This window comes from Thalassospira xianhensis MCCC 1A02616 (assembly GCF_003326475.1).
GTDB classification, from domain to species: domain Bacteria; phylum Pseudomonadota; class Alphaproteobacteria; order Rhodospirillales; family Thalassospiraceae; genus Thalassospira; species Thalassospira xianhensis.
The window spans coordinates 96,195-114,124 of the sequence record NZ_JPWA01000013.1 but is presented as its reverse complement, the minus strand read 5'-3'; the positions used below and the strand labels follow the sequence as shown (position 1 = coordinate 114,124).

Genomic DNA, 17,930 nt, shown 5'->3' with positions numbered 1-17,930 from the left:
CCTTAACCGAGTTTGCGGACGTCAGTCAGATGACCGGTAACTGCTGCGGCCACGGCCATCGCCGGGCTGAGCAGGTGGGTACGGCCCCCACGGCCCTGACGGCCTTCGAAGTTACGGTTGGAGGTCGATGCGCAACGCTCGCCCGGTTCCAGACGGTCCGGGTTCATCGCAAGGCACATCGAGCAGCCCGGTTCACGCCATTCAAAGCCGGCTTCGAGGAAAATCTCGTGCAGGCCTTCGGCTTCGGCCTGTTCCTTGACCAGACCGGAACCCGGAACGACCATGGCACTGACGTGATCGGCAACCTTGCGACCCTTGGCGATAACTGCCGCGGCGCGCAGGTCTTCGATACGGCCATTGGTGCAGGAACCGATAAAGACGCGATCAATCCTGATGTCTTCGATATTGGTGCCTGCGGTCAGGCCCATATATTCGAGCGAACGGGCGATGGCTTTCTGTTTGCCGGGATCCTTGGCATCGGACGGTGCCGGTACTTTGCCGTTAACTGGTACGACGTCTTCCGGGCTGGTGCCCCAGGTGACCTGCGGGATGATGTCTGCTGCATCGATTTCGACGATCTTGTCGTAATGGGCACCTTCGTCAGACGGCAGGGTCTTCCAGTATTCGACAGCCTGTTCGAACGCTGCACCTTTGGGTGCCATCGGACGGCCCTTGATATATTCAAAGGTTTTTTCGTCTGGTGCGATGAGGCCCGCGCGTGCACCGCCTTCGATCGACATGTTGCAGACCGTCATGCGGCCTTCCATCGACAGCGAACGAATGGCCGAACCGGCATATTCGATCACATAACCGGTGCCACCGGCCGTGCCGATGCGGCCGATGATGGCAAGGGTCACGTCCTTGGCGGTAACGCCCGGATGTAGATCGCCTTCAACCTTGACCAGCATGTTTTTCGCCGGTTTCTGAACCAGCGTCTGGGTCGCCAGAACATGTTCGACTTCAGACGTGCCGATGCCGAATGCCAAGGTGCCGAATGCGCCGTGGGTCGAGGTGTGCGAGTCGCCGCAGACCATGGTGACACCCGGCAGGGTGAAACCTTCTTCGGGGCCGACAATGTGAACGATGCCCTGACGCAGGTCATTCATCGGGAAGTAATGGATACCGGTATCCTTGGCGTTCTGGTCAAGGGTGTTGACCTGGATACGGCTGTCTTCTTCCTTGATGCCTTCGGAACGGTCCGTGGTCGGAACGTTATGATCCGGAACGGCAAGGGTGAGTTCCGGGTGGCGCACTTTGCGGCCGGCATTGCGAAGGCCTTCGAAAGCCTGCGGGCTGGTCACTTCATGAACGAGATGGCGGTCAATATAAATCAGGCAGGTACCATCATCCTGCGTATCGACCACGTGACTTTCCCAAATTTTGTCAAAAAGGGTTTTAGGCGCACCCATCTCGACCTCCTCTTAAAATCGATCTTGTATGCAGCGACGATAAGACAGTTGTGCCGGTAATGGACGTTAAACCGGGGATGTTTTTTACGACGGCAATCCATGGATTGCGATGTCATGCGGCGCACTGTGTCGCCTGTTCCTCCGGGCATCCGGGTTTGTCCCGATATGCGAAATTTTATTATCCAGAACCGCACGGACTTGATCGTTTTTGCCGCGGGAGTGCCTTTATACACTCAAGCTTCCAAATCGCAAGCAACCGGGCGCGTGTTTTTTTACGCAATTACATCTCAAAGTAGATTCAAGGAAAATTGAGCACCCTGTGGTAGTCAAAACAATCAGATTCCAAGGGTAGGAAATCAAAGCAGGGATAGCTGATATAAAATAAAGTTATATGTTATTCGCAAGGTTTCCGCGCGCTACATCAATCAGGCATGAAAACCGGCGATTCGATATGATGCACGTATAAAGTGTATTAAGGAGTTGTTTGTCGCTCGAGGGCCGGGTCAAAAGAAACGGGCCCACCCGAAGGTGAGCCCGCAGATCATTCCGACGATACGGAACGCAGATTATTTCTTGCGTTCTGCAGCAGTCAGTTTGCCTTTGTGACCGGTGGTCTGTTCGGCGATACGAGCCGATTTACCGGTACGGCCACGCAGGTAGTAAAGTTTCGCGCGACGAACGTCACCACGACGGACGACTTCGATTTTGTCGATCGCCGGGGAGTAGTTCTGGAAGATACGCTCGACACCTTCGCCCGATGCGATTTTACGCAGGGTGAAGGACGAGTTCAGGCCGCGGTTTTTCTTGGCGATGCATACGCCTTCGAACTGCTGGATACGTTCGCGGGTACCTTCAACGACTTTCAGGTGAACACGGACGGTGTCGCCTGCGTCGAATTCCGGAACTTCGCGTTTTGCAGCGATTTTATCGAGCTGATCTTTTTCGATCTGCTGGATGATTGCGTTGGTCATGGTTTAACCCTCTTTGATGTGCCCGCGTGCGACATACTGATCCCAAAGGTCAGGACGCCGAGCACGGGTAATTTCTTCTGCCTGAGCATGCCGCCAGGCTTGTACCTTGGCATGATGTCCGGAAAGCAAGATCTCCGGCACGTCACGCCCGTTCCAATTGGCCGGGCGCGTGTAATGCGGATATTCAAGCAACCCGGTTTCAAAGCTTTCCTCGTCGACGGATTCGGTCTTGTTGACCACACCTTCGATAAGGCGAATGCACGATTCAATCAGGACCATGGCCGGCAGTTCGCCGCCCATGAGGATGTAATCGCCAATGCTGATTTCCTCGACCGCGTGTTCATCAAGTACGCGCTGGTCGATACCTTCGTAACGACCGCACAACAGGATGGCACCCGGTCCGGCTGCCAATTCGCGGCAACGTTTCTGGTTCAGCATTTTCCCGCGCGGGCTGAGATAAATCAGCGGCAATTGCGGAGCTTCCGCACGCAATTCACGCAGGGTGGCGTCGACAATATCCGGGCGCATGACCATACCGGCCCCCCCCCCGAAAGGATTGTCGTCAACAGTGCGGTGACGGTCGGTTGCATGATCACGGATGTCTTTGACATCCAGCGACCAGATCCCGTTTTCCAGTGCCCGTCCGGCCAGAGACTGACCGAGCGCGCCCGGGAACATTTCCGGGAACAGGGTTGCAACCTTGGCCTGCCACACAGACATCGATCAGGCCTCCTTTCCGCTGCCGGTCGCAGTTTCTGCGCCTACTGCATCGGCAGTGACGGCATCAGAATCGCGGTCGGCCTGAGAGTCCTTGCGGGAGCTTCCCGGACGACGGGTACGATTTCCCGGTCCTTCTTCTTCCTGCAAAAGCCCCTCGGGCGGATTTACCACCAGCTTGCGTTCCGAAAGCACCACATCGGGCACGACTTCCTTGGTAAACGGCAGGACGACGACTTTGCCACGGACTTCTTCCAGCGCGATTTCGATCACATCGCCCGCGCCAAAATCAGCCACACCCCGTACGGTCCCGAACAGCGAACCATCAACATGATGGGCTTTCAGGCCGACAAGATCGGCAAGATAGAATTCGTCTTCGTCTTCCGTTTCCGGCAGGGCCGTCCGCGGTACGTAAAGCTTGGTTCCCCGCAGCCGTTCGGCGGCGTCCCGGTCGTTCACACCATCGATCTTGGCGATCAGCTGGTCGCGAACATGTCCGACAGGAGACAGTTTGAATTTCGCCTGTCCCTTGGCGTCGAACAACGGGCCGTAACCGACAAGGTTATCCGGATCGACGGTATAGCTTTTGACGCGCACGGCACCACGCACCCCGTGCGGGGCGGTGATCATGCCGACGCAGACAAATGCATCGTCGGTTTTGGATTTGCGGGTATCAGCCATTTCGGTTCACAAATTTCCGGTATCTGATCAAAGCGTGCGAAAAGCTTATTCTTCGCTGGCAGCTTCTTCAGCAGGAGCCGCAGCAGCTTCGGCAGCTGCAGCAGCAGCGGCTTCGGCTTTTTCAGCTTTCTCACGAAGACGTTCCTGGGCTTTCGCCTTCGGAGCAGACTTCTGGGGCTGTTCGGTCGGTTTGAACGCGTCAGCCAGGCCAGCTTTGCCCAGGAAACGTGCAACACGATCGGTCGGCTGTGCGCCAACGCCCAGCCAATATTTGATGCGCTCTTCTTTGAAGGTCACGCGGTTGTCAGCATCCTTCGGGAGCATCGGATCATAGGTACCGACTTTCTCGATGAAGCTGCCGTCACGCGGGGCACGGGCATCTGCAACTACGATACGGTAGTACGGACGCTTTTTGGCACCGCCACGGGAAAGACGAATCTTGACAGCCATTCGGATAAGTTCCTTTCAGCTTGGGTTTGTAGTCTTCAAGTTACGATCCCGAGGGATCAATTTATTCCGGTTCAGTGAACCGGGGTGTTTGGTTCTTTCGAAAAATCTTGAGAACCGGGGGCTTGGCTATTTCTTTTTACTGAACCCCGGAAATCCCGGCGGCAAGCCACCGCCGCCCAATCCCGGGAACCCGGGCGGTAATCCGCCCCCGGCACCGGGAAATCCTTTTGGCAACTTGCTCATATCGGGCATGTCGCCGCCTTCGAGCATCGAGGGATCCATTTTCGGCATACCGCCAAACAGACCTTTTTTGCCCATTTTGCCCATCTTTTTGATCATGGTGGCCATGGTCTGATGCTGTTTGAGCAGTTTGTTCACATCCTGGACCGAAAGACCGCAACCCGCGGCAATACGCTTTTTGCGCGATGCCTTGATCAGGGCCGGGTTTTCACGTTCCTTGGGCGTCATCGACAGGATGATCGCCTCCTGATGGGTCAGAAGTTTGGGATCGAGCTTGGTCTGCGACATCTGTTTTTTCAGCGCGCCCATGCCCGGCAGCATCCCCATGATGCCGGAAAGATCACCCATTTTCTGAAGCTGCTTGAGCTGGGAAAGAAGATCGTTCAGGTCAAACTGACCCTTTGCGAGCTTCTTCGCCATTTTCTCGGCGTCTTCCTGTTTGATCGTCTCGGCAGCCTTTTCAACAAGGCTGACGACATCGCCCATCCCGAGGATGCGGTTGGCGATACGATCCGGATGGAAGGCTTCCATCTCGTCGATTTTTTCACCGGTACCGAGCATCTTAATCGGGCAGCCGGTGATCTGGCGCATCGACAGGGCCGCACCACCGCGTGCATCACCGTCGATACGGGTCAGAACGATACCGGTGATGCCGACCTTGTCGGCGAATTCCTTGGCCACATTGACCGAGTCCTGACCGGTCATCGCATCGGTGACCAGAAGGGTTTCGGCCGGGTTGACCGCGTCACGGACCTGGGCGACCTCGCTCATCAGTTCCATATCGATATGCAGGCGACCTGCGGTATCGAGGATGACGGCGTCATAGCCTTCCTTGCGGCCGGTATCCATGGCGCGTTTTGCGATCGAGACCGGCTTTTCGCCCATGACGATCGGCAGAACGTTCAGGCCATTGCTATCGGCCAGAACTTTAAGCTGCTGTTGTGCGGCCGGACGATAGATATCAAGCGACGCCAGCAGGACTTTCTTGTTGCGCTTTTTGGTCAGATGCAGCGCGATCTTGGCCGAGCTCGTGGTTTTACCCGAACCCTGCAGACCGACCATCAGGATCGGAACCGGTGGGGTGGCCGCAAGGTTGATATCCTCGCCTTCGCCCAGCATGTTTTTCAGTTCGTCATGGACGATCTTGACGACCATCTGCCCCGGTGTCACCGACCGCAGAACATCCTGACCAACCGCACGTTCGGTTGCATTGGTGATGAAGGATTTAACAACCGGCAGCGCCACGTCAGCCTCAAGCAGGGCGACGCGTACTTCGCGCATGGCTTCCTTGACGTCGGATTCTTTCAGCGCGCCACGTTTGCGCAGCTTGTCAAGAACACCGCCAAGGCGATCGCTTAGTCCTTCAAACATTCCAAATCCCGTCTGTGTTTCCGGTGTTTCCACCGTGTACGCACAAAAAACTAAAACCCAGTGCTCGACAACTCGAGGACTGGGGGAGTCACCCCTTGGGCGACCTTTGTTGCGCAGGGTTTATGCGATAGGGGGTGGAGAGTCAAGCGCAATCAGGCGCAAAAGCGCTATGTTCTGCGCTTTTGATGCCGATTTCATCGCAATCGGCGATTCGTCGCGACCAGCCCGTTGTTTAACCCGCGATGTTGGCCGGTTCGATGGCGTGATTGTCAATCAGGCGGGCTTTGCCAAGATGGGCGGCGACAAAGACGCGGCTGGGACCTGTCACGCGTTCGGTGACCAGTTCCAGCGTATTGGCATCACGGATTTCAAGGTAATCGATCGGACTGAAACCCACGCGCAGGATATCTTCGCGTCCCATGGCCAGAAGCGGACCGATTTCCTTACCGGATGCGGCGGCCCGGGTGATGTCGGCGAGAACATGGTTAAGGGTCGGGGCAACAGCACGTTCATCAACGGTGAGGTAGCGGTTACGCGATGACATCGCCAGTCCGTCCTCCTCGCGCAGGATCGGTGCGCCGATGATTTCGACCGGTATGTTCAGGTCGGTGGTGAAACGCCGGATGACCATCAGTTGCTGATAGTCCTTTTGGCCGAATATCGCGCAATCGGGCAGGGCCTGTAGCAGAAGCTTGGTGACGATCTGGGCAACACCGTCAAAATGGCCTGGCCGGGCGGCACCGCACAGCACGTTAGTGAGGGATCCATCGACGCTGACGCGGGTGGCAAAGCCTTCGGGATACATTTCCTCGACCGAGGGGGCAAAGCACAGCTCCACCCCGGCGGCATCGAGCATTTTCTGATCATCGGGCAGTGTGCGCGGATAGGCACCGAAATCCTCGTTCGGGCCAAACTGCGTCGGATTGACAAAAATGCTGACCACGACACGGTCGGCGTGATTGCGGACATGATCGGTCAGGCTAATATGACCGGCGTGAAGCGCACCCATTGTCGGCACCAATGCCACGCGCAAACCTTCTGCGCGCCACCCAGCGATAACCGCGCGCAGTTCTGCAACGCTGTGAACGGTTTTAAGCGTCATGTTCGTCTTGTCGATCGTCTGTTGGGCAAAATGCCGCAAAGTTATTTAACAGCGCGCAATTTGCCGGGTTTGGTCACGCCAAAGCAATGATCGTCGGTCGGGAACTGACGGTTCCGGACTTCGGAGGCATAGCTTTCAACCGCTTTGGAGACCTGATCGCCCAGATCGGCATAGCGTTTGACGAATTTCGGGGTGAAATCGGAAAACAGGCCAAGGATATCCTCGGTCACAAGCACCTGACCATCGCAGGCGACAGAGGCGCCGATGCCAATCGTCGGGATGTCTATTTCCGTGGTGATACGTCGTGCCACGGCCTCGACCGTGCCTTCGACAACAACGGAAAATGCACCGGCTTTGGCAATGGCCTTGGCATCTGCAAGCACCTTGGCAGCAGCTTCGTCACCACGGCCCTGGCTTTTGAAGCCGCCCATGGTGTTGACCTGCTGCGGCATCAGGCCGATATGGGCCATGACGGGAATGCCGCGCTGGCTCAGAAACGCGATGGTGTCGGCCAGCTCGGCGCCACCTTCGAGTTTCACACCCGCGCAACCGGTTTCGGCCAGAATGCGCGATGCGGTGCGGAACGCCTGTTCCTTGGATTCCTGATAGCTTCCGAATGGCAGATCGACGATCACGCAGGCGTTGGAGCTGCCACGCATAACGGCCTTGCCGTGGTTGATCATCATGTCGACGGTGACGGCAAGGGTGCTTTCCATGCCGTAAACAACCATGCCCAGTGAATCACCGACCAGAAGAAGATCGCAGTGTTCATCCAGGCGTTGCGCCATCGGCGTGGTATAAGCCGTAAGGCAGACAATCGGTTCTGCCCCCTTGCGGGCGCGAATTTCAGGAACCGTGATGCGGCCCTGTTTTCTTGTGGTGGCACTCATGACGTTTCTCCCCCGGTATAACCGGATTTGGCTGCCCGATCTGTGTCAGGCGTGCCGTCATGTTTACAATATGATGACCATTTGCGGGAACTGTTTTTTCGCAATCGCGAAACAGGCTTTTGGTCGAATAGCCTTTAACAGGACGGGTTCCCGTTATTGCAGCCGCAGGATATTCAGTCCATTTCGCGATTTGTTGTGCATTTGCACAACGCAATCACAAACCTTCGGCAAGGTCTTCGAGCATATCAATGCCGACCGCTTCGATATGACGATTATCCCTAAGTGTAATCGTCGCTTCCTTGCGCAACTGCGTCAGGGTCCGTGACACCGTTTCAATGGTCAGGCCAAGATAATCGGCGATGTCGGAACGGCTCATCGGTACTTGGATCGTGTCGCTTTCCTCGCCGCGATGTTCCTGCCGGCGGGCCAGCATAAGAAGAAAGGATGCGACTTTTTCCTTGGCGGTCTTACGACCCAGCAGCAGCATTTGGTCCTGTGCGGCGGCCAGTTCGTCAACCGCCATGCCCAGCATGCGTTTTTCAAGACGCGGAAATTCGTCAAACAGCTTTTCAAGCTTTTCACGCGGGAAGCGACAGGCGGTTACCGGCTCAATTGCTTCGGCGGTGTAGCTGTATGTGGTGTTCAGCGCCAGACCAAGGAAATCACCGGGGAAAAGGAAACCGGTGATCTGGCGGCGGCCATCGCCCAGAAGTTTGTAAAGCTTCACCGAACCCGATGTGACGTTGAAAACGTAGTCGGCGTCTTCGGCTTCATGGAAAATCGTGCTGTGCGAATCAAACTGAACATGAGTCAGCATCTGGCGCAGACGGTCATGCTCCGTACCCTGCAAAGAAGAGCAGAAGGTCAAGTCCTTGATTCCGCAGGCCTCACAAAGCTGGGAACGCACAGACATGGCAAACTCCGGAGCTACATGCATTAAGGTGTTGAATTGGAATTAATCTATTCGATCAGATAGGGGCAGTTCAAGCGATACTAACGTTTCATTCAGTTGTTTTTCGTATGGCTGTCCTGCGGTTCCTGATCGTCGTCGTCAAACAAAATCCGGTTTGCCGCCCCTTCCATATCATCAAACTGCCCGGATTTAAGCGACCACAGAAATGCGGCCAGCCCGAGAAGTCCCAGAAACAGGGCGATTGGTATCAGAAGTAATAGGTTGCTCATACTGACGGAGCTCCTGCCTCTTGGGCATGTACGGGGAGGGTCGCGCGATCTTCGATTACCGGTTTGTCACTTCCTGATCGCAGGCGCAATGCGTTGGCAATCACAATCAAAGATGATGAAGACATCGCAATGGCGGCCACCAGTGGGGTGACCATACCCGAAACCGCCAATGGAATCGTAATCAGGTTATAGCCAAACGAAAGCATGAAATTCTGCCGCACAAGCCGGTCGGATTTTTTTGCAACATCGATGGTCTCGATCACGGCTGAAAGACGATCACCCTGAAACACGATATCGGCGACATTCTGGCTGATTTCAGCCGCACTGGCGGGTGACATGGATGCGTGGGCTGCGGCAAGTGCCGGCGCATCATTAATGCCGTCACCGACCATAAGGTCGCATTTTCCGTCTTCTGCGCGACGGGCGATTTCGTTTGCCTTGTCCGCCGGAGATAGTTGTGCCTTCCAGTCGCGGATGCCAAGCGTTTCGGCAAGCTGCGATACCGTCACCGGCCGGTCACCCGATAGAAGGGAAATATCAAATCCGCGTGCAGACAGCGTTGCAATAACCTGTTCGGCATCATGACGCGGGGCATCGCGGAAAACAAACCGGACGGCTGAACGCTCCGGTTCCTGTAACCATATTTCGGGACCTGCAACGTGGCTGGACAGGTCGGCATTTTCAGCAATGCCGCAAAATGCACGGCTTCCCAGCCGAACCACACCACCGGGCAGTTCCGCAGACAATCCCTGTCCCGGATGTTCGGAAACGTTGGCGACTGGTGTTACATTTCCGGCGGCCCGAACCAGGGCACGGGATAAGGGATGGGTGCTATTGGCGGCGATGGAAGCCGCAAGTTCAAGCGAGCCTTCATTTTCGGTATTGCTTACCAATTCGGGCTTGCCGGTGGTTAATGTACCGGTTTTATCGAAAATGACGCCACGAATGCTGGTCAGTCTTTCCAGTGCGGTGGCCGATTTGACAAGAATACCCGCACGCAACAGCCGTCCGGTTGCAATTACCTGAACAACCGGCACCGCAAGTGCCAGCGCGCAGGGGCAGGTGATGATCAGAACGGCAATTGCATTCATCAGGGCATCCTGCCAGCCAATCCCGCCAATCAACCACCAGCCCAGAAATGTCGTGCCCGAAAGAATATGGACCACGGGGGCATAAGATTTTGCGACCCTGTCGGCAAGGGCCACATATTTGGCACGCCCCTGTTCGGCATTTTCCATCAACCTGACAATTTCCGCCAAAAGCGTGGTTTGACCGGTTGCGGTAACACGTATGCGCAAGGGGGCCGAAATATTGGTTGTTCCAGCAAAAACGGTGGCCCCCGGTTTGGCGATGCCGGGGATGCTTTCACCCGTGATCAGGCTGGTATCGATATCCGACTGTCCGTCGAGGATTTCACCGTCAATGCCGATCCGCTCGCCCGCAGCGACCATAACGATCATGCCCGGCTTTGCCTTCTCCGGCGCGATCAGTCGGCGGGTGTCATCGTCATCGAGAACCGTGACCGATCGGGCATTGAGAGAAAGCAGATGTTCGGCCGCCGACCGCGCCTGACCGCGTGCGCGGCTGTCAAGATAACGACCAACCAGAAGGAAAAACAGAAGTGTTATCGCCGAATCAAAATAGGCATGCGGGCCGCCGCGCGTGGTTTCGGCCAAGCTCATGCCAAGGGCGAGAATGACGCCGAGGCTGATCGGGACATCCATATTGACCCGGCGATTGCGGATTGCACCCCAAGCAGAGCGGTAAAACGGGATGCCGGCATAGGCCGCTGCGGGAAGGGCAATCAGGGCCGATATCCAATGGAAAAGATCGCGGGTTGCCCCGCCCATGCCCTGAAAATACCCGGCCCAGACGGACACCGAAAGCAGCATGACATTGCCTGCGGCAAATCCGGCGACCGCCAGACAGCGCAGCAATTCGCTGTTGCGGGCCTGTGTGGCCTGCTCAAGCGCTGCGGGATCAAACGGGATCAGCCGGTATCCCATCTGCAGAACCGGTTTGACCAGTTCATCGACATCGGCAATATCGCCGTTCCATGCCATCCTTAGGCGGCGGGTGGTCATGTTGACGCGGGCATGCAGGACGGACGGATTTTTTTGCAAAAGGGTTTCGATCAGCCAGACGCAGGCCGCACAATGAATACCGTCCACCATCAGGTTCAGATGATGAACACCTTTGTCGTCGGTACTGACAAGGTCGGTGAAATTAATCGCTGCGATTTCATCCGTGTCGGGGCGCAACGGTCTGGTTTTGGGATCAATGCTTCGACGGCTGTAATAGGATTTCAGGCCCAGGTCACCCAACAGCGCAAACGCACCTGCACAGCCCCGACAGCAGAAATCGGGTCCCGCTGGTGACATGGATGTCACCGGATATCCACAATGGCGGCAGGTGTTCGGGGTTGTCATGGTTTTACAAGAACGGTCTCGACGGTCTGGTAATCATCACCAAGGGCGCGTGCAATGGTCCGGATTTCCCAGCGACCATAAACCGGGAACGCGGCACTGGCACGATATTCACCGGGGGCGATTTCGGCCAGCCGGACAGTCTGGTCAAGGTCATCACGGTCTGCACGCCGCAAAACGATTTCCATTTCTGCACCGCTGATCGGTTTGGAATCACGATCCCGGAACAGGACAGTAACCGTCGCAGACTGATTGATCAGGCCATCAACGGACAGTTTGCTGCGCCATCCCAGTTCGGTCTGGCGTTGTGCACCTGACATTGCGGCGTTGTAATTATTGCCTTCTTCAAAGGCATGTTTGGTCACAAGGCCGTTCCAGCTGGTCATTGAAAACGTGATCAGCGAGATATTGGCAATCAGCATGATCGCGAAACCACCGACGAAATACCACGGGATCAGACGATCCGATTTGCGCGGGCCGGCGCCAGAAGCCTGTGATGTTGTGGTCTGGATCGTCATAATCTTTATCTCCTGCCCGGTGGCACATGATCGGTTGCCGGGATCATCAGGCCGGTCCGTTTATTTCGGACCGGCAAATACCGTATCATAAGTTTCGCGAACATTGTCCTCTGGATCTGTCACGCTGAACTCGAACGGCGTTGATTCACTGTTTAATGTTTCCGGATTTGCCGCAACAAAGACGCGGAAACTGCCGACGCGATCAGGTGCGACATCCAGACTGAATGTGCCGTCCTGGTTCGGTGTCAGACCGATCACCTGAAAATCGCTGGCATCAAGTCCTTCGATCTGAAGGATATAGGTTTTCGCAGCCTGTTCCTTGTTCAGGACTTTCAGCGTATAGCCGTTTCTAACGTCACCATCCGACAAAGTGACAAAGATCGGGTTACGGTCACGCAGGACGTTGACCTCAAGCGTTGTGCGGTTCAGAAGGCCAAAAGCCATTACCGAGGCAACAAGCACGAGAATGACCGAATAGAAAATCGTGCGCGGGCGGAGGATGCGGATATTGGTCGCCTTGCCATGGGCGCGAAGCTGACTGTTCTGCACGGAATCGAACCGTACCAGATCGCGCGGGAAGCCGACTTTGTCCATCATCTCGTTGCAGGCATCGATGCACAGGCCACAGCCGATACATTCCATCTGCAGTCCATCACGGATATCGATCCCCGTCGGGCACACGTTAAAGCAGGCATAGCAATCAATGCAGTGACCGACTTCCGGAACTTCGCCTCGGACAAGGTTCTTGCGTTTGATCGGGCCGCGGGGCTCGCCGCGCCAGCCTTCATAGGTGACGATCATCGACTCGTCATCAAGCATTGCCGACTGGAAACGCGGCCAAGGGCACATATAGGTACAAACCTGTTCGCGCGCCCAACCCGCCAGCAAATAGGTCGAAAAAGTCAGAAACGCGATGGTGACATAAACGCCCAATGATGCGTGGCCGGTAAAGATATCGGCGATTACCTTGGGAGCATCGTTGAAATAAAGCACGAAGGCACCACCGGTTGCGGCAGCAATCACCAGCCACGAAAGATGAGTGGCCCCGATTTTCCAGATTTTTTCAAAGGTCCAGGGCGATTTGTCGAGGCGCATGCGGGCATTGCGATCCCCCTGAATATGGCGTTCGACCAGCATGAAAAGATCGGTCCACACCGTTTGCGGGCAGCCATACCCACACCAGATGCGACCAAACAGCGATGTCGCCAGAAAAAGACCGATTGCCGCCAGAATCAGAAGACCGGTGATGTAATAGACTTCCTGCGGCCAGATTTCGATAAAGAAGAAATAGGCGCGCCCCATATCCATATCGATCAGAACCGCCTGATCCGGTGCCGATGCGCCGCGATCCCAGCGTAGCCAGGGCACGATCCAGTAAATCGCCAGCAGGGTAATCAGCGCAAACCATTTCAGGTTACGGAAATACCCCGACACCCGTTTCGGATAGACCTTGTCGCGGGTTTTATATAGGGGCTGGTCTCGATCATCTTCCGGCAGCGTGTCATTTTGCGGGAGGGGATGTGCGGGATCGGGCTGTTGCAAATGGGGCATGGCCATTGTCGCTACCTGATTGTTGTGCCGCATCGCCGATAACTGCTCTCTTGTGGTTTTGGGCCACCAGTCATCGGCACATCGCGCGACATTGGCATGCGGCATGCCAAGCCGGATTAGGATTATTCAAATTGCAGTGCCAACATACGAAAAACCCGCCGCACCCCACCATGATACAAATCAATTTTTGATCAGATCACAGTGCAGAAAGGTGCGGCGGGCAGAAGATTTTAAAGGTTACTGACCGCCACCAAGCGAGTGGACGTAAACCGTCAGCATCTTGATGGTTTCTTCGTCAAGACGACCACCCCAAGCTGGCATCACGCCACCGCGTGAATTGTTTACGGTTTCGGTGATGGTGGCAGCATCGCCGCCATACAGCCAGATTGCATCGGTCAGGTTGGGCGCGCCCAGTTCCTGAACACCCTTTGCGTCTTCGCCGTGGCAGGATGCGCAGTTATCGGCGAACACTCCCGCACCGCGATTGGCTGCTGCCTTGTCGGTCTCGCGACCGGTAAAGGCCAGGACATACTGAACGACATCATTGATGTCTTCGCGTTCAAGTATCTCGTCACGACCAAAAGCGGGCATATCGTTGAACCGGGTGTCTTCATTTGCATCCCAGCGGACACCGACATGAACCGTTTCATTGACCGCCTCAAGCGTTCCGCCCCACAGCCAGTCATCATCCTGCAAGGACGGGAAGCCTGGATTGCCAGAACCGCCCGTGCCGTGACACGGTGCGCAGTTTTCTGCAAACACGGCCTTGCCCCCCGCCATCGAGAAGTTCAGCAATTCGCTGTCATTAACGATTTCATCCAGATCCAGTGCTGCCAGACGCTCCATATAGGGCGCGCGTTCGGCGGCAACATTGGCCATGGTTTCATGCAGTTGGGTCCGGTTGGTGGTTTCGAACATACCGGTAAGGTAGCTCGTTGCCGTCGGCCAGGACGGATAAACCACCCAATAGCCGACCGACCAGACGATTGTGGCCCAGAAGACATATACCCACCAGGAAGGCAGCGGTGTATTCAGTTCCTTGATGCCATCCCATTCATGACCGGTGGTTTCGTGACCCGAAACCTGGTCTTTTTCGACATGTGTCGACATAGCTCGGTTCTCCCCCTATTCCTCATCCCGAAACGGAATCCGGGCATGCTCTTCCATGTCTTTCCGGCGCTTTTTGCTAGGCCACATGACCCAAGCAATGATCGCCCCGAAAAGCAGCATCAGCCACAGACCCCACAAGGGTCGGAAAAAGTCAGCGAGTTGCGTAAAGAATTCCATGACGTTCCCCTTCGCCTTAGCGCAGGTTCAGTTGCGGGTTGTAGGTGGTGAAATCGACCATGCGACCCAGGACCTGCAGATACGCGACAAGCGCATCCATTTCGGTCAGTTTTGCCGGATTGCCATCAAAGTCACCGGTTGCCGCATTCGGATAGCGTGCAAGGAGTTCTTCGTAATCCTCGTCCGCCATCGCCTGCAGATACAGGTCGGCCTTGGCATTCTCGATCTGCTCGTCGGTGTAAGGAACACCGACCATTTTCAGCGTTTCAAGGTGTGCCTGGGCGTCATCGAACTTCAATTCGCGTTCCGCTAGGAACGGGTAGCCCGGCATGATCGATTCCGGCACGACCGCGCGCGGATCAATCAGGTGGGCAACATGCCAGTCGTTGGAATATTTGCCACCAACACGGGCAAGATCCGGACCGGTACGTTTCGATCCCCACTGGAACGGATGGTCGTACATCGATTCCGCAGCAAGGCTGTAATGGCCATAACGTTCGACCTCGTCACGGAACGGACGGATCTGCTGAGAATGGCAGTTATAGCAGCCTTCGCGGAGATAGATGTTACGTCCCGCCTGTTCGAGCGGTGAATAGGGACGTACTCCTTCTACCTTCTCGATGGTCTGTTCCATCGTGAACAAGGGCACGATTTCAACAATACCGCCGATGATGATGGTCAGGAAAATTCCGAGGACGAGAACAAAGACGTTCTTTTCAACAATATGGTGTTTTTTCAGAAGCATTTTCCCATCCCCCTTATTCGGCGGCCACGGTGGCAGGTGTGCCGATCGGTGCTTCGCGACGCAGATCACCCCTGATCGTCTTGTAGACGTTCCAGACCATGATCAGCGACCCCAGCACGAACAGCAGACCGCCCGTTGCACGAATGATGTAGTAGGGGTGCATGGCTTCAACGGTTTCGATGAAGGAATACTGCAGGAAGCCCAGATCGTCATAGGCACGCCACATCAGACCCTGCATGATCCCCGATACCCACATCGACGTGATGTAAAGAACGATACCGATAGTGCCGAGCCAGAAGTGATGGGCAACCAGACGCATTGAATACAGGCGTTCACGGTGCCACAGGACCGGGATCAGATGATAGATCGCGCCAAACGACACGAATGCCACCCAGCCAAGCGCGCCGGAATGAACGTGACCAATGGTCCAGTCGGTATAGTGCGACAGGCCGTTGACGGCCTTGATCGACATGACCGGACCTTCGAAGGTCGACATGCCATAGAAACCGACAGCCGCGACCATGAAACGCAGGACCGGGTCGGTGCGCAGTTTGTCCCAGGCACCCGAAAGCGTCATCAGGCCGTTAATCATTCCACCCCAGGACGGCATCCACAGCATGATCGAGAAAGTCATGCCAAGTGTCTGCGCCCAATCCGGAAGTGCGGTATAGTGCAGGTGGTGCGGGCCGGCCCAGATATACAGGAAGATCAGCGCCCAGAAGTGGATGATCGACAGGCGATAGGAATAGACCGGACGCTCAGCACGCTTCGGAATGAAATAGTACATCATGCCGAGGAAGCCTGCCGTCAGGAAGAAGCCCACCGCGTTGTGGCCATACCACCACTGCGTCAGCGCATCCTGAACACCCGAGAACATCGAGTAGGATTTGGCACCCGTGAACGAGACCGGTATCGCCAGGTTGTTCCCCAGATGCAGCATCGCAATCGTGACGATGAAGGCCAGATAGAACCAGTTCGCCACATAGATATGCGGTTCCGTACGTTTAAGCAGCGTACCGACGAAAACGGCAAGATACGCGACCCAGACCACGGTCAGCCAGATATCGACGAACCATTCCGGTTCAGCATATTCACGGCCCTGGGTAACCCCCGTGACATAGCCGATTGCGGCCATCACGATGAACAATTGGTAGCCCCAGAAAACAAACGACGGAAGCGCCTTGCCACCATAAAGTGACGTTCGACAGGTTCGTTGCACCACATAGAATGACGTCGCCAGAAGGGCGTTGCCGCCAAAGGCAAAAATCACTGCCGATGTATGCAGCGGGCGCAGACGTCCGAAGTTCAGGAATTCGTTATCAAAGTTAAGCGCCGGAAATGCGAGCTGCCAGGCAATTAAATCGCCCGCCAGAAATCCGACGACGCCCCAAAATACAGTCGCCAGTGCGCCCCAGCGCACAACGTCCATATTATAATCAACAGCAACTGGCGTTGATGCTGTCTGTGCCATGCTCCCCTGGCTCATGCTTGACTCCCGTTCAAGGTGTTCGGGTGAGTTGTCCCCAATCCGATCGGTCAACTCCATCAGTCCCGGCGGTGACCGGGTGCGACACATGCCATCCCCTTGCCACCTGCACCAAAAGCCCCACCACTGCCGTGATGCGCTATTTGCGGCATCACATGCAAAACGGACGAGGCTTTTGAATGTCTGATGATTATGCGGGTAGGAGCCGCTGACGCCATTGATCCACGTCAATATCGGCGTGTAAAAGCCCCGTGTCTTTCAATCTTCAGGCAAAGCTCGCCCGCGTTGCGGGACAATTGATTGCTAAGTGTGTTTATGCGCGTTCGGGTCTGCAAAGGTGTTGATACAGGTCAAGGTGAATGCGAATTCTTTGCTGCATGATCGCCAAAATTCCCCGGGAAGAGCAGCAATCATGTCAACAACCTATCAGGCACGGCCCTTAACACATCACACAGCGGATATGACCTTTCCGCTCGTGCAGATGATGCAAACCGGCCTTACGGTGGAACGCTGGCGCGAGTTTGTTGCCGAATTCTGCACGGATCGCGGCAACAGCGTGATCGGTGCGGGATGCGACGATATCCTGTGGCAGCGTCCACGCGGCATCATCGTGATCGCCAATGAACGGGGCTATATCCACGGTCTGTTTTCCTATCAGGTGCGCGACGACATTGCCGAGGGACTTGTCCTGCATGTCGACAACATCATGGCCGTCGAAATTGTTTCACGGCCTTATGTGCTTGATGCCATGCGCAATGCGATGAACCGGCTGGTAATGGGCCATCACTGTGCCGCGGTTCATGTTTCGGTCGGTGAAATGGAAGAACGCCTGCGTGACTATTTCAGCGGGGCGGGCTTTGTGCCGCGTAAAATCCGTTATTGTGCCCCGGCAGCCCAGCATTGA

General features: G+C 55.8%; 18 protein-coding genes. 1 reads left to right on the top strand and 17 read right to left on the bottom strand.

All coding sequences use genetic code 11. From position 1 onward, the window contains the following. Positions 1-2: 2 nt before the first annotated feature. The 17 genes from leuC to ccoN all read right to left on the bottom strand — a co-directional run bounded on the left by leuC (position 3) and on the right by ccoN (position 17,011). The gene (leuC, locus tag TH5_RS12420; protein WP_114122126.1) at positions 3-1,409 is read right to left on the bottom strand and encodes a 3-isopropylmalate dehydratase large subunit; all 1,407 of its coding nucleotides are present in this window, start codon (positions 1,407-1,409) and stop codon (positions 3-5) included. 566 nt (positions 1,410-1,975) lie between these two features. Then, positions 1,976-2,380, bottom strand: a complete 405-nt coding sequence (gene rplS, locus TH5_RS12415) for a 50S ribosomal protein L19 (protein ID WP_007089127.1) — start codon at positions 2,378-2,380, stop codon at positions 1,976-1,978. Positions 2,381-2,383: 3 nt separating this feature from the next. Continuing rightward, positions 2,384-3,100, bottom strand: a complete 717-nt coding sequence (gene trmD / locus TH5_RS12410) for a tRNA (guanosine(37)-N1)-methyltransferase TrmD (RefSeq protein WP_062951620.1) — start codon at positions 3,098-3,100, stop codon at positions 2,384-2,386. 3 nt (positions 3,101-3,103) lie between these two features. After that, positions 3,104-3,778 carry a ribosome maturation factor RimM gene (gene rimM / locus TH5_RS12405; protein ID WP_085642292.1) on the bottom strand — a complete coding sequence of 225 codons (675 nt, stop codon included), beginning with the start codon at positions 3,776-3,778 and terminating at the stop codon, positions 3,104-3,106. 45 nt (positions 3,779-3,823) lie between these two features. After that, positions 3,824-4,228, bottom strand: a complete 405-nt coding sequence (rpsP, locus tag TH5_RS12400) for a 30S ribosomal protein S16 (RefSeq protein ID WP_007089124.1) — start codon at positions 4,226-4,228, stop codon at positions 3,824-3,826. A gap of 126 nt (positions 4,229-4,354) precedes the next feature. Continuing rightward, positions 4,355-5,839, bottom strand: coding sequence for a signal recognition particle protein (ffh, locus tag TH5_RS12395; RefSeq protein WP_114122153.1), 1,485 nt, complete (start codon positions 5,837-5,839; stop codon positions 4,355-4,357). Between the two features lie 232 nt (positions 5,840-6,071). Further along, a complete protein-coding gene (gene panC, locus TH5_RS12390; protein WP_114122152.1) occupies positions 6,072-6,941 on the bottom strand; it encodes a pantoate--beta-alanine ligase in 870 nt (289 codons plus the stop codon). A gap of 41 nt (positions 6,942-6,982) precedes the next feature. After that, the gene (gene panB, locus TH5_RS12385) at positions 6,983-7,831 is read right to left on the bottom strand and encodes a 3-methyl-2-oxobutanoate hydroxymethyltransferase (RefSeq protein WP_114122125.1); all 849 of its coding nucleotides are present in this window, start codon (positions 7,829-7,831) and stop codon (positions 6,983-6,985) included. A 214-nt stretch (positions 7,832-8,045) separates the two neighbouring features. Further along, positions 8,046-8,744 (bottom strand): cyclic nucleotide-binding domain-containing protein, encoded by a 699-nt coding sequence (locus tag TH5_RS12380; RefSeq protein ID WP_114122124.1) that lies wholly within the window; start codon positions 8,742-8,744, stop codon positions 8,046-8,048. A 92-nt stretch (positions 8,745-8,836) separates the two neighbouring features. Next, the gene (gene ccoS, locus TH5_RS12375) at positions 8,837-9,013 is read right to left on the bottom strand and encodes a cbb3-type cytochrome oxidase assembly protein CcoS (protein WP_062951614.1); all 177 of its coding nucleotides are present in this window, start codon (positions 9,011-9,013) and stop codon (positions 8,837-8,839) included. Continuing rightward, positions 9,010-11,442 carry a heavy metal translocating P-type ATPase metal-binding domain-containing protein gene (locus TH5_RS12370; protein ID WP_114122123.1) on the bottom strand — a complete coding sequence of 811 codons (2,433 nt, stop codon included), beginning with the start codon at positions 11,440-11,442 and terminating at the stop codon, positions 9,010-9,012. Before TH5_RS12370 ends, ccoS begins: the two co-directional genes overlap by 4 nt. Next, complete coding sequence (locus tag TH5_RS12365) at positions 11,439-11,957, bottom strand: FixH family protein (protein WP_114122122.1); 519 nt, start codon at positions 11,955-11,957, stop codon at positions 11,439-11,441. Before TH5_RS12365 ends, TH5_RS12370 begins: the two co-directional genes overlap by 4 nt. Positions 11,958-12,017: 60 nt before the next feature. Beyond that, positions 12,018-13,514, bottom strand: coding sequence for a cytochrome c oxidase accessory protein CcoG (gene ccoG / locus TH5_RS12360; RefSeq protein ID WP_114122151.1), 1,497 nt, complete (start codon positions 13,512-13,514; stop codon positions 12,018-12,020). Positions 13,515-13,745: 231 nt separating this feature from the next. Beyond that, positions 13,746-14,618, bottom strand: a complete 873-nt coding sequence (gene ccoP, locus TH5_RS12355) for a cytochrome-c oxidase, cbb3-type subunit III (protein WP_114122121.1) — start codon at positions 14,616-14,618, stop codon at positions 13,746-13,748. 15 nt (positions 14,619-14,633) lie between these two features. Continuing rightward, the gene (locus TH5_RS12350) at positions 14,634-14,795 is read right to left on the bottom strand and encodes a cbb3-type cytochrome c oxidase subunit 3 (RefSeq protein WP_007089114.1); all 162 of its coding nucleotides are present in this window, start codon (positions 14,793-14,795) and stop codon (positions 14,634-14,636) included. 16 nt (positions 14,796-14,811) lie between these two features. After that, positions 14,812-15,540, bottom strand: a complete 729-nt coding sequence (gene ccoO / locus TH5_RS12345; protein ID WP_114122120.1) for a cytochrome-c oxidase, cbb3-type subunit II — start codon at positions 15,538-15,540, stop codon at positions 14,812-14,814. A gap of 13 nt (positions 15,541-15,553) precedes the next feature. After that, positions 15,554-17,011, bottom strand: coding sequence for a cytochrome-c oxidase, cbb3-type subunit I (gene ccoN, locus TH5_RS12340; RefSeq protein ID WP_062951674.1), 1,458 nt, complete (start codon positions 17,009-17,011; stop codon positions 15,554-15,556). 427 nt (positions 17,012-17,438) lie between these two features. On the opposite strand from ccoN, the gene TH5_RS12335 reads away from it, so the two are divergent. Next, positions 17,439-17,930: a hypothetical protein gene (locus tag TH5_RS12335; protein ID WP_244204900.1), complete on the top strand. Its 492-nt coding sequence runs from the start codon at positions 17,439-17,441 to the stop codon at positions 17,928-17,930.

Coding starts and splice junctions, on each gene's coding strand:
- leuC (WP_114122126.1), bottom strand. CDS start 1,409: ATGGGTGCGCCTAAAACCCTTTTTGACAAAATTTGGGAAAGTCACGTG.
- rplS (WP_007089127.1), bottom strand. CDS start 2,380: ATGACCAACGCAATCATCCAGCAGATCGAAAAAGATCAGCTCGATAAA.
- trmD (WP_062951620.1), bottom strand. CDS start 3,100: ATGTCTGTGTGGCAGGCCAAGGTTGCAACCCTGTTCCCGGAAATGTTC.
- rimM (WP_085642292.1), bottom strand. CDS start 3,778: ATGGCTGATACCCGCAAATCCAAAACCGACGATGCATTTGTCTGCGTC.
- rpsP (WP_007089124.1), bottom strand. CDS start 4,228: ATGGCTGTCAAGATTCGTCTTTCCCGTGGCGGTGCCAAAAAGCGTCCG.
- ffh (WP_114122153.1), bottom strand. CDS start 5,839: ATGTTTGAAGGACTAAGCGATCGCCTTGGCGGTGTTCTTGACAAGCTG.
- panC (WP_114122152.1), bottom strand. CDS start 6,941: ATGACGCTTAAAACCGTTCACAGCGTTGCAGAACTGCGCGCGGTTATC.
- panB (WP_114122125.1), bottom strand. CDS start 7,831: ATGAGTGCCACCACAAGAAAACAGGGCCGCATCACGGTTCCTGAAATT.
- TH5_RS12380 (WP_114122124.1), bottom strand. CDS start 8,744: ATGTCTGTGCGTTCCCAGCTTTGTGAGGCCTGCGGAATCAAGGACTTG.
- ccoS (WP_062951614.1), bottom strand. CDS start 9,013: ATGAGCAACCTATTACTTCTGATACCAATCGCCCTGTTTCTGGGACTT.
- TH5_RS12370 (WP_114122123.1), bottom strand. CDS start 11,442: ATGACAACCCCGAACACCTGCCGCCATTGTGGATATCCGGTGACATCC.
- TH5_RS12365 (WP_114122122.1), bottom strand. CDS start 11,957: ATGACGATCCAGACCACAACATCACAGGCTTCTGGCGCCGGCCCGCGC.
- ccoG (WP_114122151.1), bottom strand. CDS start 13,514: ATGGCCATGCCCCATTTGCAACAGCCCGATCCCGCACATCCCCTCCCG.
- ccoP (WP_114122121.1), bottom strand. CDS start 14,618: ATGTCGACACATGTCGAAAAAGACCAGGTTTCGGGTCACGAAACCACC.
- TH5_RS12350 (WP_007089114.1), bottom strand. CDS start 14,795: ATGGAATTCTTTACGCAACTCGCTGACTTTTTCCGACCCTTGTGGGGT.
- ccoO (WP_114122120.1), bottom strand. CDS start 15,540: ATGCTTCTGAAAAAACACCATATTGTTGAAAAGAACGTCTTTGTTCTC.
- ccoN (WP_062951674.1), bottom strand. CDS start 17,011: ATGGCACAGACAGCATCAACGCCAGTTGCTGTTGATTATAATATGGAC.
- TH5_RS12335 (WP_244204900.1), top strand. CDS start 17,439: ATGTCAACAACCTATCAGGCACGGCCCTTAACACATCACACAGCGGAT.